Annotated in this window: 12 protein-coding genes and 1 pseudogene; 3 read left to right on the top strand and 10 right to left on the bottom strand. The window is 62.7% G+C overall.

Features of this window, described 5'->3' with window-relative positions; translation table 11 throughout:
* The 3 genes from ACK1U9_RS02285 to ACK1U9_RS02275 all read right to left on the bottom strand — a co-directional run.
* Positions 1–5,724 (bottom strand): Ig-like domain-containing protein (locus tag ACK1U9_RS02285; RefSeq protein WP_449109672.1); only part of this gene is annotated, 5,724 nt, incomplete at its 3' end.
* Between the two features lie 410 nt (positions 5,725–6,134).
* Positions 6,135–6,446 carry a hypothetical protein gene (locus tag ACK1U9_RS02280; protein ID WP_108479857.1) on the bottom strand — a complete coding sequence of 104 codons (312 nt, stop codon included), beginning with the start codon at positions 6,444–6,446 and terminating at the stop codon, positions 6,135–6,137.
* Between the two features lie 130 nt (positions 6,447–6,576).
* A complete protein-coding gene (locus ACK1U9_RS02275) occupies positions 6,577–6,909 on the bottom strand; it encodes a hypothetical protein (RefSeq protein ID WP_108479856.1) in 333 nt (110 codons plus the stop codon).
* 568 nt (positions 6,910–7,477) lie between these two features.
* Here ACK1U9_RS02275 and ACK1U9_RS02270 point away from each other — a divergent pair.
* Both ACK1U9_RS02270 and ACK1U9_RS02265 read left to right on the top strand, forming a co-directional pair.
* Positions 7,478–8,143 (top strand): SOS response-associated peptidase, encoded by a 666-nt coding sequence (locus ACK1U9_RS02270; protein ID WP_085598801.1) that lies wholly within the window; start codon positions 7,478–7,480, stop codon positions 8,141–8,143.
* 78 nt (positions 8,144–8,221) lie between these two features.
* Positions 8,222–8,436: pseudogene (locus ACK1U9_RS02265) on the top strand (site-specific integrase); the annotation flags it as partial.
* A 398-nt stretch (positions 8,437–8,834) separates the two neighbouring features.
* Here ACK1U9_RS02265 and ACK1U9_RS02260 read toward each other — a convergent pair.
* Entirely contained in the window at positions 8,835–10,109 is a 1,275-nt protein-coding gene (locus tag ACK1U9_RS02260) for a Y-family DNA polymerase (RefSeq protein WP_346616396.1), read from the bottom strand.
* Positions 10,099–10,527, bottom strand: a complete 429-nt coding sequence (locus tag ACK1U9_RS02255) for a LexA family protein (RefSeq protein WP_061305543.1) — start codon at positions 10,525–10,527, stop codon at positions 10,099–10,101. Before ACK1U9_RS02255 ends, ACK1U9_RS02260 begins: the two co-directional genes overlap by 11 nt.
* A gap of 103 nt (positions 10,528–10,630) precedes the next feature.
* On the opposite strand from ACK1U9_RS02255, the gene ACK1U9_RS02250 reads away from it, so the two are divergent.
* A complete protein-coding gene (locus ACK1U9_RS02250; protein WP_346616397.1) occupies positions 10,631–11,350 on the top strand; it encodes an SOS response-associated peptidase family protein in 720 nt (239 codons plus the stop codon).
* Here the strand turns inward: ACK1U9_RS02250 and ACK1U9_RS02245 are convergent.
* From ACK1U9_RS02245 to ACK1U9_RS02225, 5 genes are read right to left on the bottom strand one after another with little or no spacing between them, the layout of a single operon-like run.
* Positions 11,313–11,519 carry a hypothetical protein gene (locus tag ACK1U9_RS02245; protein ID WP_085720419.1) on the bottom strand — a complete coding sequence of 69 codons (207 nt, stop codon included), beginning with the start codon at positions 11,517–11,519 and terminating at the stop codon, positions 11,313–11,315. The two genes, ACK1U9_RS02250 and ACK1U9_RS02245, sit on opposite strands and share 38 nt — an antisense overlap.
* A 20-nt stretch (positions 11,520–11,539) precedes the next feature.
* Entirely contained in the window at positions 11,540–11,749 is a 210-nt protein-coding gene (locus ACK1U9_RS02240) for a hypothetical protein (protein ID WP_061305539.1), read from the bottom strand.
* A 12-nt stretch (positions 11,750–11,761) separates the two neighbouring features.
* Positions 11,762–12,265 carry a DUF2514 domain-containing protein gene (locus ACK1U9_RS02235; protein WP_137163834.1) on the bottom strand — a complete coding sequence of 168 codons (504 nt, stop codon included), beginning with the start codon at positions 12,263–12,265 and terminating at the stop codon, positions 11,762–11,764.
* Positions 12,262–12,810 (bottom strand): glycoside hydrolase family 19 protein, encoded by a 549-nt coding sequence (locus tag ACK1U9_RS02230; RefSeq protein ID WP_252378324.1) that lies wholly within the window; start codon positions 12,808–12,810, stop codon positions 12,262–12,264. Before ACK1U9_RS02230 ends, ACK1U9_RS02235 begins: the two co-directional genes overlap by 4 nt.
* A gap of 26 nt (positions 12,811–12,836) precedes the next feature.
* Positions 12,837–13,889 (bottom strand): phage late control D family protein, encoded by a 1,053-nt coding sequence (locus tag ACK1U9_RS02225; protein ID WP_252378323.1) that lies wholly within the window; start codon positions 13,887–13,889, stop codon positions 12,837–12,839.
* Between the last annotated feature and the right edge of the window lie 53 nt (positions 13,890–13,942).

Genomic DNA, 13,942 nt, shown 5'->3' with positions numbered 1-13,942 from the left:
CCCATTGCTCGGGTTGATGATCGGTGCGGCCGGCGCGATGGCGTCAACGGTGACGCTGGCCGGCCCGCTGGTATTGCCGGCCGGGTCCTGGGCGACGGCATTGATGACTGTGCCGTTGGCCAGCGGTGTACCGGGCGTGAACGACCAGTTGCCACTGCCATCGGCCGTGGTCTGGCCGATCGGATTGCCGCTGCCATCGGTGAGGATCACCCTGGCGCCGGCTTCAGCGGTACCACTGATCTCGGTACCGTTGCTCGGCTCGATCGTCGGCTGGCCAGGGGCTACCGCATCCACCGTGGTGCTGACTTGTGGGGTGCTGGTGTTGCCAGCGGCGTCCTGGGCCACGGCATTGATGACCGTGCCGTTGACCAGCGGCGTACCGGGCGTGAACGACCAGTTGCCGCTGCCGTCGGCAGTCGTCTGGCCGATCGGGTTGCCGCTGCCGTCGGTGAGGATCACCTTGGCCCCGGCCTCAGCAGTACCACTGATCACCACCCCGTTGCTCGGGTTGATGACCGGTGCGGCCGGCGCGACGGCGTCAACGGTGGCGCTGGTCGGCCCGCTGGTGTTGCCGGACGGGTCCTGGGCCACGGCGTTGATCACCGTGCCGTTGCCCAGCGCAGGCGAAGGCGTGAAGGCCCAGTTGCCGCTGCCATCGGCGGTCGTCTGGCCGATCGGGTTGCCGCTACCGTCTGTGAGGATCACCTCGGCTCCAGCTTCGGCGGTACCACTGATCACCGCCCCATTGCTCGGGTTGATGATCGGTGCGGCCGGCGCGATGGCGTCAACGGTGACGCTGGCCGGCCCGCTGGTATTGCCGGCCGGATCCTGGGCGACGGCATTGATGACTGTGCCGTTGGCCAGCGGCGTACCGGGCGTGAACGACCAGTTGCCGCTGCCATCGGCGGTAGTCTGCCCTATCGGGTTGCCGACGCCGTCGGTGAGGATGACAGTTGCGCCGGCTTCGGCAGTACCACTGATTTCCGTGCCATTGCTCGGCTCGACCACCGGCGCGGCCGGTGCCACGCCGTCCACGGTAATGACCGCTGGCGCACTATCGACCCCTCCGGGGTTGCGCGCCACCGCGTTGACTACGGTGCCATCGGGCAGCGGTACGCCAGGTGTGATCGACCAGTTACCGCTGCCGTCGGCGGTGACCTGGCCGATCGGGTTGCCGTTGCCATCGGTGAGGATAATGGTGTTACCGGCATCAGCGGTACCGCTGATCACCGAGCCGTTACTCGGATCGACCTGCGGAATCGACGGCAGCGACGAGTCCACCGTGGTGCTACCTGGAGCACCAGTATTGCCGGCGGCATCGGTCGCCGTGGCGTTGACCACGGTGCCATCGGGCAGTTGTGTGCCCGGTGTGAATGTCCAGTTGCCGCTACCGTCAGTGGTGGCCTCGCCAATCGGATCACCATTGCCATCGGTGAGGGTCACGGTGCTGTTCGGTTCGGCAGTACCGTTGATCACGGCGCCGTTGCTCGGGTTCACCACTGGCGCGGCGGGTGCGATCGAATCCACCGTGGTGCTGCCCTGCGGGCCGGTGTTGCCGGCCAGGTCCTGGGCCACGGCATTGACCACCGTGCCGTTGGCCAGCGGTGTACCGGGAGTGAAGCTCCAGTCGCCGTTGCCGTCGGCGGTGGTTTCGCCGATGGGGTTGCCGCTGCCATCGGTCAGGATGACGGTGCTGCCCGGCTCTGCGGTGCCGCTGATTTCGCTGCCGTTGCTTGGTTCGACCACTGGTGCGGCCGGGGCTACCGAGTCCACCGTGGTGGCGGCCTGCGGACCGGTGTTGCCGGTAGGGTCGGTTGCCGTGGCGATGATTACGGTACCGTTGGCCAGCGGTGCACCGGGGGTGAAACTCCAGTTGCCACTGCCGTCGGCGGTGACTTGGGCGATCGGGTTGCCGCCGAGGTCAGTCAGGGTGACGGTGGCGCCCGCTTCGGCAGTACCGCTGATGGTCACGCCATTGGTTGGATTGATTACCGGTGCAGCCGGCGCACTGGAGTCGACGGTGACCGTGGCTGCCGGGCTGGTGTTGCCAGCCGGGTCGCTCGCCGTGGCATTGACCACGGTGCCATTAGGCAGCGGCGTGGCTGGGGTGAATGTCCAGTTGCCGCTACCGTCGGCGGTCACCTCGCCAATGGGGTTACCGCTGCCGTCGGTGAGGGTCACGGTGCTGTTCGGCTCGGCGGTGCCGCTAAGACTGCTGCCGTTGCTGAGATTGATGGTAGGTACGCCCGGGGCCACGCCGTCCACGGTGGTGCTGGCCGGCCCGCTGGTATTGCCGGCCGGGTCGGTCGCCGTGGCGTTGATCACGGTTCCGTCGGCCAGCGGCGTACCGGGAGTGAAGCTCCAGTCTCCGCTGCCGTCGGCAGTGGTCTGGCCGATCGGGTTGCCGCTGCCATCGGTCAGGGTAATGGTACTGCCTGGCTCGGCGGTGCCGCTGATTTCGCTGCCGTTGCTCAGTTCGACCACTGGCGCGGCCGGGGCTACCGAGTCCACCGTGGTCGCGGCCTGCGGACCGGTGTTGCCGGTCGGGTCGGTTGCCGTGGCGATGATTACAGTACCGTTGGCCAGCGGTGTACCGGGAGCGAAACTCCAGTTGCCGCTGCCATCGGCGGTGACCTGGCCGATCGGGTTGCCGCCGGCATCGGTCAGGGTGACGGTGCTGCCCGGTTCGGCGGTACCGCTGATCGTGGTGCCATTGGTTGGATTGATTACCGGTGCAGCCGGCGCGCTGGAATCGACGGTGACCGTCGCTGACGGGCTGGTGTTGCCGGCCGGGTCGCTCGCCGTGGCATTGACCACGGTGCCATTGGGCAGCGGCGTGGCTGGGGTGAATGTCCAGTTGCCGCTACCGTCGGCGGTCACCTCGCCAATGGGGTTACCGCTGCCGTCGGTGAGGGTCACGGTGCTGTTCGGCTCGGCGGTGCCGCTGAGGCTGCTGCCGTTGCTGAGGTCGATGGTGGGCACGCCCGGGGCCACGCCATCCACGGTGGTGCTGCCCTGCCCGCTGGTATTGCCGGCCGGGTCGGTCGCCGTGGCATTGACCACGGTGCCATCCGGTAACGGTGTGCCTGGCGTGAACGACCAGTTGCCGCTACCGTCGGCGGTGGTCTGGCCGATCGGGTTGCCGCTGCCGTCGGTCAGGGTAATGGTGCTGCCAGGCTCGGCGGTACCGCTGATTTCGCTGCCGTTGCTTGGTTCGACCACTGGTGCGGCCGGGGCTACCGAGTCCACTGTGGTGGTCGATGGAGCGCTGGTATTTCCTGTCACGTCGGTCGCGGTGGCTATGATTACGGTACCGTTGGCCAGCGGTGTACCAGGAGCGAAACTCCAGTTGCCGCTGCCATCGGCGGTGACCTGGCCGATCGGGTTGCCGCCGGCATCGGTCAGGGTGACGGTGCTGCCCGGTTCGGCGGTACCACTGATCGTGGTGCCATTGGTTGGATTGATTACCGGTGCAGCCGGCGCGCTGGAATCGACGGTGACCGTGGCTGCCGGGCTGGTGTTGCCAGCCGGGTCGCTCGCCGTGGCATTGACCACGGTGCCATTGGGCAGCGGCGTGGCTGGGGTGAATGTCCAGTTGCCGCTACCGTCGGCGGTCACCTCGCCAATGGGGTTACCGCTGCCGTCGGTGAGGGTCACGGTGCTGTTCGGCTCGGCGGTGCCGCTGAGGCTGCTGCCGTTGCTGAGGTCGATGGTGGGCACGCCCGGGGCCACGCCATCCACGGTGGTGCTGCCCTGCCCGCTGGTATTGCCGGCCGGGTCGGTCGCCGTGGCATTGACCACGGTGCCATCCGGTAACGGTGTGCCTGGCGTGAACGACCAGTTGCCGCTACCGTCGGCGGTGGTCTGGCCGATCGGGTTGCCGCTGCCGTCGGTCAGGGTAATGGTGCTGCCAGGCTCGGCGGTACCGCTGATTTCGCTGCCGTTGCTTGGTTCGACCACTGGTGCGGCCGGGGCTACCGAGTCCACTGTGGTGGTCGATGGAGCGCTGGTATTGCCGGTCGCGTCGGTCGCGGTGGCGTTCACCACGGTGCCGTTGGGTAACGGGCTGCCCGGTGTGAAACTCCAGTTGCCACTACCGTCGGCGGTGACCTGGCCGATCGGGTTGCCGCCGGCATCGGTCAGGGTGACGGTGCTGCCCGGTTCGGCGGTACCACTGATCGTGGTGCCATTGCTAGGGTTGACCACTGGTGCAGCCGGGGCCTGCGCATCCACAGTCGTGCTCGTCGGAGCGCTGGTGTTGCCCGCTGCATCCTGGGCCACCACGTTGATCACGGTACCGTCAGGCAACGGTGTGGTGGGTGTGTAGCTCCAGTTGCCACTGCCATCGGCTGTCACCTGGCCGATCGGGTTACCGCTGCCATCAGTGAGGGTTACGGTGCTGTTCGGCTCGGCGGTGCCGCTGAGGGTGCTGCCGTCGCTCAGATTGATGGTGGGAGCGCCCGGCGCCACGCCATCCACGGTGGTGCTGCCCTGCGCGCTGGTATTGCCAGCCGCATCCTGGGCCACCGCGTTGACCACGGTACCATCGGGCAGCGGTGTCGCGGGGGTGTAGCTCCAGTTGCCGCTGCCATCGGCCGTCACCTGGCCGATCGGGTTACCGCTGCCATCGGTGAGGGTCACGGTGCTGTTCGGCTCGGCGGTACCGCTGAGTTCGGAACCATTGCTCGGGTTGATCACGGGTGCCGCTGGCGCCACGCCGTCGACGATGATGCTGGCGGGCGGGCCGCTGTTACCGGCGGCATCCACTACCACTGCTTTGACCACGGTGCCATCAGGCAGTGGGCTATCGGGTGTGTACGACCAGTTGCCGTTGCCGTCGGCTGTAGTCTGGCCGATGGGGTTGCCGTCGCCGTCGGTGAGCACCACGGTGCTGCCAGGCGCGGCCGTACCGCTTAGGCTGGAGCCGTTGCTTGGGTTGATCTGGGGCGCATCGGGGAAGTCAGGGGCCTGCACGGTCGCGGGCGGGCTGCTGTTGCCGGCAGGATCGGTCACCACCACGGTAACCGTTTCGCCGTTGGTCAGTGGCGGATTCAGCGGGATCTGGAATTTGCCATCGGGGCCGACCACCACGCTGATGTCGGTTTGCCCGTCGCCGTTGCTGTCGATGCCCACGGTGGCGCCCGGCTCGGCCGTACCGCTGATGCTGCTGCCATCCGGGGCAATCTGCAGTCCGCTGGCCGGCGCTGGGGCCGTGGTGTCAGGCGGCACACTGCCGTCACTGCCACCACCACCGCCACCGCCACCGCCACCGTTGCTGTTGGCGATAGCGACGCCGCCGCCAATGATCGCGGCACCAGCCAAAAGTGCACCACCGGGGCTGAGCCCGGCAATGGTACCGTCGTTGCCAGTGAGCGACTCGAACCCGGCCAGCGTGTCCTGGGGCACATAACCCGCCACCAGCGGCCCATCGGCAGCGACGGGTGGCAGGTCGACGGCAAGCAGTTTGTCCCGGTCTACCAGGTACAACTGGCTTACAGGCTGCCCCTCGACATAGAAGTTGGCAATGCGCAGGCTTTCGCCAGACTTCAGTTGCACGATCAGATCGGCCCCACTTTTCGTGTAGCCCGCCACACTTTCCGGAGCGATATCCAGAACAATGTTACTGCTCTGAGTAAGCGTCAGGATTCCATTGTCGGGGATTGCGATGGGAGCGGCAGAAGTAACACTTTGGGAGAGGGGGGACACCTTGGCCTGAATCGACATACCTGACAGTCCTTTTGTCAACAGCACGACCGGGCGATCGCACGCGTATATCCAGAAATAGCACGCCCCACATAAAATTCCAGAGGGTTTTAAAATATTTCAGGAAGGTCTGTTGCGACGCGCTCCACCATCAGGGCTCGCAACAACCTACTTGAACTAATACTTTTGAGTTAGCCCCTTCCTCACTGCAGGATGGCGTAAGCAAAAGTTGGTCATAACAGGAAGGTATTAGTTGAAAAGTAGCTGCGCCAACATATTGATAAATGCGGAAAAATTGTGTTTATTCCAAGTTCTGACGAAAGGTTAAACTTCAGCCTGGGCATGTAAGCCCGCCAACAAGGCAGCTTATCGAGCAACATGAGACATGTCGGCCGCTCAGTCTGGCCTTGAGCGGCTGGTTAAGCGGTTTCCTAGTTGAACTTGAGCTTGGCTACCCTGCTCAGTGCCCAGCCACTGAACACGTAGAACGCATCCAGGTAGAAGCGGCCTTCGTAGTTGGGTAGCGGTTCACGATTCAACAACAGCTCGGGCATGTCGGGCGACGGGGGAAACAGCGCATAAAAGCCGTTGGGCAACACCGCCAGCGCGATGAGCAGCAGGTAAGTCACGGTCCGCAGCATGGTGCCGCGGTTATCGGATTGCTCGGCCCATTTCAGGCCGAACCAGGCGATCAGGCCGGCAACCGGCAACACCCAGAAATGCGTCGGCATTCCAATGAACATTTCAGCGACTACGCTTCTTGCTTCCAACCTGGTGTTCTCCGTTCAAATGAGCGGATTATTGCGGCTGGGGTCGGCAAATGCAAAAAGCCCGCTCTCGAGGGCGGGTTTTTTGTTCTCGAGGGTCAGTTGATCATGCTTTTGAACACATCAGCGCGGCGTCCAGCAGCCTGCCATGGTCGTACCAGGCATCACGTTGATACGCCGCGAACTGGCGCTGGGTACCCGTGCCCCGCACCTCGACCAGGCCACCCGCCTTGTCGGGGTCGGTGCTATCGACGAACAGCCTGACCGCGTTATCGCCATCGACCTTATAGGTTTTCACATTTCCTTGAAGTTCGCCTTTGACGCATCCCAGGTACGCCGGCGTACTTCTTTCCGTGGCCCCGGCCGCATAGCCATGGCCCTCACGCACATCGGGGTCATGTGCACAGCCCGCCATGAACAGTGTGGCGAAGGTGGACATCAGTATTGCACCTGCTACCGACCTTGAAGTCTTCACGCGACACGCTCCTGCCGCCCCATCGAGTAACTTGGGAAAGTGTTGCCAAGCCGCATGCACCTTTTTCGTTTTTGTCAGCCCATGTTACTGCTCGACGTCAGCCGGGCCATATGATTGTTTGCTATATCGGTTTCAGGGCGGCTTTCACCACGAAGATACTTTCGCCGTATGGCCATGAACCCGCCAGCGCGCGAACAATACCCGCCCCAGAGCGGATTTTCTTTGCGTTGTTGCCCCGATCACGGGGAAGACTGAGCCCACAATCGGGGGTCAGGCAATGGCCTTCAGGAACACCAGGGTCGCCACAAGATCCAGGAGCAGTACGGCAACCACAACGAAGACCATGTAATAGCGGTCATCCTGAGTCATTTTTGCGTTCTCCGAATGATCAATGCCTCAGGGTCAAAGCAATTGCTGTTCCAAAAAAGTGACGCATCGATCAGGGTCGTTTCGTCCATGCCCGGCGCCTCAGCAGCCATGTGCCTGAAGCACCATGCCCTGGCCTATGCTCAAGGTTTCGGAGGAAGCGAATATGTGCGGAAGGCTCAGCCAGTACCGTGGCATCCACGACTTCGTTGAAACCCTGAGCCTGCCAGAGGCCTGGCGGAACAACGTCGGCGACCAGCCACTTGGCCGGTACAACATCGCGCCGACCACGCCGGTGGCGGTACTGCGGACAGATGACACAGGCCCACGAGCGGACCTGGTGAGGTGGGGATGGCGACCACACTGGGCGAACGACCGCGCTGCGCCGATCAACGCGCGGGTCGAGAAGGTGGCCCATGGCCCATTCTTTCGGGCGATCTGGCCATACCGAGCCATCACCCCCATCGACGGCTGGTACGAATGGGTTGATGAAGGTGGGCCGAAGAAGCAGCCGTACTACATCCGCCGCCAGGATGGGGGCCCTGCACTTTGCGCCTCGATCGGCCAGTTCACCGGTACCGAGCACGACGGGTTCGTCATCATTACCGCCGACGCCCAGGGCGGAATGGTCGACGTTCACGACCGCCGGCCGGTCGTGTTGTCACCAGAACTGGCGTACGAATGGATCGCTGTAGCAATGCCGAGCGAGCACGCGGAACAACTGGTGCTCAACCTGGGTGAGCCGGCCGAAGCCTTCGAGTGGTACCGAGTGGATATCGCCGTGGGGAATGTGCGTAACCAGGGCGCCGAGCTGATAAACCCGCTTCGGTGAACGCAGGCAAATCTTTTCCGCACGTTGACAACCACCGAAGGCTGTTGATGGCGCCCTGCCCTCAACGGCCCGGTGATCAGATACCGCCCCCATATAACTGCCGTCGCACCTATGCGACAATATGCTCAATGTCTGGTCTCAACCCCGCATTTATCGCCCATCAGCTCGGGCATAGCGTGCAGATGCTCTTATCGACTCATGCGCGCTGGATTGACTCGTCCAACGACTGGCAGGTGATGGAAAAGCTCCTGACTGGTCCGAAATTGGTCCGACGCTGCGAAGAAGTCACGTAAGTTATTGATAGGTAAGCCTCTTGATCTCCACCGCTAACATCACCATGCGATTTCTTAGGGGTGTTCGGCGGTGATAAAGGGTTGATTTTACTGGACTAAATGCCCCTCCAGTACCCCACGATACCCCATCATTGGTATCAGAATTGGTATCGCGCGCGGTTGGCTATCGCTTCACTCAGCGCCTGTCGACCCCAGCTGGCCGCATGGCTGGTCATGCTCGAGCGCCCACAATCTCGCCGACTCGGCGAACTCCAGCATGTCGGCCAACTGATCTGCGTCAACGTCACACCGCCGGTGGGCAGATACCGCCAATTCCGCAAGCACCATGGCCCGGCCATCAGGATCTGCTATCAGAGCGTGCTGGTCATCGAGTTCGGCCAGCCAGGCCGACGGCAAGCTCAACATTTAACCGTCCACAGCTGATCGATACGCGTTGTGTAGGATTGGCTCATCATCTCCCTCCTCATTCCCCAGTCCGGTGTCGCCGGCACGCTGGCGGCTCGCATTGTCCCTCTCCCCCAGCGCTCATTGATGTTATCCATCACCTGCATCAGCCGGTCACATGCCACCGATTGCTTAAGCGCAAACAAATCCTCTGAAAACTCACCTGGTTGCCGCAGGTCCATCAGCAACACCTCGGCCTTGCTGTAGCGGTACCCAGGCCTAAAGATCCGCGCCACTGCATCGGTGGCCAGTCGAGTCATCAGCAGCGTGTCGCAGGTTGGGTATGGAAGCTCCACCAACGCACCCTGGGCGTGATGCGCCTCCTCCGGATTGAACATCCCGGTACGGATGCTGATTCGCATACGCTTGCAAACTGACCCTTGAGCCCGCAGTTTCTCCGCAGCGCGGCCAACGTAAGTGGCCACGGCCTGTTTGATCGGCGCCAGCTCAGTCAGCCGCTTTCCGAACATCCGACTGCAGCAGATTTCTTGCTTCGGTGGTTCGGCCTCGTCCAGCTCAAGACACGGCGTGCCAGCGAGCTCTCGGGCAGTCTTTTCAACCACAACGCTGAACTTCTGGCGAAGTGTCCAAGCGTCAGCTTTGGCCAGGTCCATGGCTGTGCGGATACCCATCGCTTCAAGGTGAGCGGTCATGCGCCGGCCAATGCCCCACACTTCCTTTACGTCGGTATTGCGCAACACCCAATCGCGCTTGAACGGATCGGTGATGTCGACCACCCCACCCGTCTGTGCCTGCAGGCGCTTGGCCGTATGGTTGGCCAGCTTCGCGAGCGTCTTCGTGCCAGCAATGCCGACGCCCACCGGAATTCCCGTGCACTGAAAAATCCTCGAGCGCAGCTTTCGCCCAAATTGGGTCAGGTTTTCCTGAATGCCGGAGAGGTCAGCGAAACACTCGTCGATGCTGTAGACCTCTGTTGCCGGCACCATGGACTCAATCAGCGTCATGACACGCTCGCTCATGTCGCCGTACAAGGCATAGTTGCTGCTGAAGGCCATGATGCCGTGTCGTCGTAGCTTGTCCTTTGCCTGGAAAAACGGCTCGCCCATCTTCACAAATGGCTTAGCGTCGTATGACCTTGCGATCACGCAGCCGTCGTTGTTGCTCAACACGACGATCGGGGTCTTGATCAGGTCGGGCCGAAACACGCGCTCGCAGCTCGCGTAAAACGAGTTGCAGTCGATCAGTGCAAACACCTGGTCACTGCGCATGGTCACGAACGCTGTAACGCACAACGCCCCATATCACGAGCTCGTCGCCTTCCATGATGTACCGCGGCGGATATGCCGGGTTCTCGGACTTAAGGATGACCACCCCATCGCGGCGGTGCAGGCGCTTGCAAACTGGCTCGCTGTTAACCGCGGCAATCACCACATCGCCGTGTTCAGCCTCGCGGCCGCGATCGACGATGACGATATCCCCGGAATAGATGCCTGCCCCTTGCATGCTGTCGCCTTCGACTTTCACTAGATACACATGGGGCGCACGGAGGTCGAATAATTCATCAAGGGAAATATGGCCTTCCAGGTGGTCCGCAGCAGGCGACGGGAACCCGGCCGGCACGCGAAACGAATACAGCGGGAGCGGTTCGGTACCGCCGGTTGGCGTACCCAAGAAAGTGATGGTCATGGTGGAAGGTCCGAAGAGAACTGTATGCATATACAGTAAATCCGGCATCGGCTGCTCGGTCAATCCTGGGCGATGAAAATTCTGACGGGCGAGAGGGGGAAATATGTGCGGACGGTACTCGATCTATGAGTCGATGGATCACTACCTGCGACAGCTATCGCTGGATCTGGTCGTAATCAATGGTTACGACCATGAACCGATCAGTCGCTTCAATGTCGCACCTTCGACCCGCGTCGAGGTCATCCGCAGAGTAGACGAGGGGTTGAGCGTGGATAGGGTCAAGTGGGGATGGTCGCCTTTCTGGGCGAAGGGGAAACGCCCGGACCCGATCAATGCTCGGGCCGAGACGGTGGTGATGGGAAAATTCTTCAAGGCTCTGTGGCCGAACGGAAGGGCTTTGGCGCCGGCAAATGGCTGGTTCGAATGGGTTCCAGATCCTGCAGACCCGAAGCGAAAGCAGCCGTACTACATCACGAGCGCCGATGGCGGACCTCTATTTTTTGCCGCGCTCGCAGAAGTACATCAGGGTCTGGAGCCAGATGAGCGGGATGGATTTGTTGTCATCACAGCCGCTGCTGATCAAGGCCTGGTCGACATCCACGACAGAAAACCCCTGGTGCTCTCGCCTGAAACCGCTAAGGAATGGCTGGATCCAGCCACATCAGGCGAACGCTTGGAAGCCATTGTCGAGGTTGGATGCCGGCCGGCACAGGACTTCCGGTGGTTTCCAGTTGGAAAGGCGGTGGGGAATGTTAAACACCAAGGCCATGAGCTGATTGAGCCGGTCAGTGAACAGAACCGCCAGGGCGACCTAGAGCTCTGAGCTGGTAGTCGGTTACCGCCTGGAACTGCGATTCGGCAATTAGCCGCAAGCGCTCGACCTTTTCGGCAGATTCGCCTGCCGCCTGAGCCTCGTGGTACCGCTTCATCGCAGCCACAGCATCGCCGTACATGGGGTGATCGGGTAACAGGGGTGGCGGTTTGTCGCTCATTTGCATCCCCGTGGCGGGTGTCATTGGATGGTGGATGGTGGCTGACCAGCTGCGACCAGCTGGTAGTCAATGGCCGCATTGTAAAGCGAGTCGGCCAGCAGACGTAGGCGCTCGACTTCTTCAATGGACGCACCATTCTCCTCGGCTGCTCGATGCTCACGTATAGCCTCCAAGGCTTGACGAAGCAGGGGTTCGCCGGCGAGAGCTATGCCTTCCAACGTTCGTTTCATCGTCTGCTCCAGCTATGGGACCAGAGCATTATAGGACGATTCACATAGTTGCCCCGCTATTCGGGCTCGGTCATAAGCTTTCGCCAGCTCTCCCGCTCGTGCATCAGCCCGGTCGCGCAGTTCGGAGAGCACCATGGCGGCGCGGGTGGCTGCCTGGCCTCGGGCGATAGCGGCGGTATCCGTGCCGGGGCAACTGACGGCGGCGGCGAGCTTGGCACCTTGGTCGCGCAGCCGCTGGCCAGCAGCATCAGCGCCAGCAGCGCCAGAATCAGCAATCGTTCTTTCTTCTTGAGCATGGGCTCTCGCCTCCTCTTGCGCCGTGGCGCGTCGCTGTTCTTCCTTTCGGGCGCCCTGTTCGCCGATCACCTCGGCCAGACGGTCGCTGCTGTCACGTTCTGCTGATGCACGGGCGGCTTCCGCGCGTTCCACTGCTCTGCCATGCAGGTAGACGCCCCAGTGGGACGCTACACCTAGCACCAGTATCAGCAGTGCCAGGCGCGGATTAGGGCCAGTCATACGCCCAGCACCTTGCGAGCCTTCTCCCACAGCGCCATGCGGTCGGCAATGCCGTTGACGCCGCCATTGATCTTGCGGGTAATGCCGACGAAGTCGCCGCGATCCGCCAGCGTGTTCAGGCCACGCGACTGCCAGAACCAGGCCGCCGACGCAGCCGCGTGCTGCGGCAGCTCCAGCAGCTCAGGCTGGTTGACCAGGTCGAGGCCCAGCGCCTCGCCGCAGTCCTGGTAATTGTCGCGGCCGGTAATCTGGATCAGACCCCGGCCGCGATACTTCTGGCCATCGCCATCGGCCGCCGGCGTGTTGCCCAGCCGCGCCGCCAGCGTGCCGGTGTCGTACTTGGCCAGGTACTTGTCATTGCCCAGCTCACGCACATAGCGGAACTGGCCCGACTCATGGCCGATTTGCGCGATAAACGCCGCCTGGCGCGCCGGCGTGACGATGCCGCGCGCACCCATGGCGGTATTGAGGACGGGTGCAAAAACGCCGGCTTTGGGGCCGGCGTTCGGGAGAATTTGCAACAGCTGCTGCGGGGTAATGCTCATGCTTGCTTACTCCTAGGTGTGTTTGCTCACGCGGGGCCAACGTCCACGGTCTTGAGCGTTTTGGTTTCTTTTTTCTTCTTGCCTTTGGCGGTGGCCTTACCCTTCTTGCCGCCGTTGCACTCGACGGTCGTGGTCCAGCCCGAGGCGGTAAACACCTGCTCCACGCTGTCCACCAGGTACTCGCCATCGAGCCCGCTCTTGAAGCCTTGGGCGCTGATGGTCCGTTCGGCAAACAGATCGGTACGCCCGGCCATTTCCAGGCGCACGGCGGCGGTGCTGCGGTTGAACGCAGCCAGCCGCGCCTTGGCCGCCTGCTCGGCGGCGCTCTTGTTGGGGTAGATATGGCGGTCGGTGTGCACGCCCGGCAGGCCGGCCGGGGCGTCGTCGTTGCCCAGCTCCACCACGCTCAGCTTGCCGGTGGCCTTGTCCTGGTGCTGGGTCTTCACCGCCTTCTGCGTGCCACGGTCGCCCAGGCGGAACGAATAGCGGCTCACATCGGCGCGGCTGATGGTGACGGTACTGATTGCCTTGCCGCTCGCGCTCTGCCCACCCTGGCGCGGCAGCACCACCAACTTGCCGCTGGCGACCTTGGCGGTGCAGTCGTATTGCTTGGCCAGGCGCGTGATGAAATTGAAGTCGGATTCGTTGCGCTGGTCGACGCGTGGCACCTTGGTTTGCACCGTACAGCCCGCCTCCCAGCCATTGCGGGCGGCAACGTCACTGACGATCTTGGCCAGCGCCACACCCTCCCAGCTGCCGCTGCGGGTGGTCTTGCCACTGCCGCGCATGTCGCTGGCCTTGCCGCGCACGCTGATGGTGTCCGGCGGGCCGATGACTTCGACCTCATCGACCGTGTAGCTACCCAGGCGCGCCAGGGCACGCCCCTCATAGCCCAGGAATATCTCGACCCGACCACCGCGCCCCGGCAAGCTGACAGCCTGGTCTCGGTCGTCAATGCGCAGCTCGAATTCGTCCGACTCCATGCCGGGCTTGTCCGAGGTGCGCAGCAACAGCAGGCGGTCATTGATCAGCGCGGTAATGTCCTTGCCATCCGCGACAATTTGAAACGTGGGCTTCATGGGGTTGCTCCAGAAAAGAAAAACCCCGCACAGGGCGGGGTTCGTTACGCGTA

This window comes from Pseudomonas sp. XP1 (genome assembly GCF_053557675.1).
The sequence above is the reverse complement of the archived record's forward strand: the minus strand, read 5'-3'. Positions and strand labels throughout refer to the sequence as shown.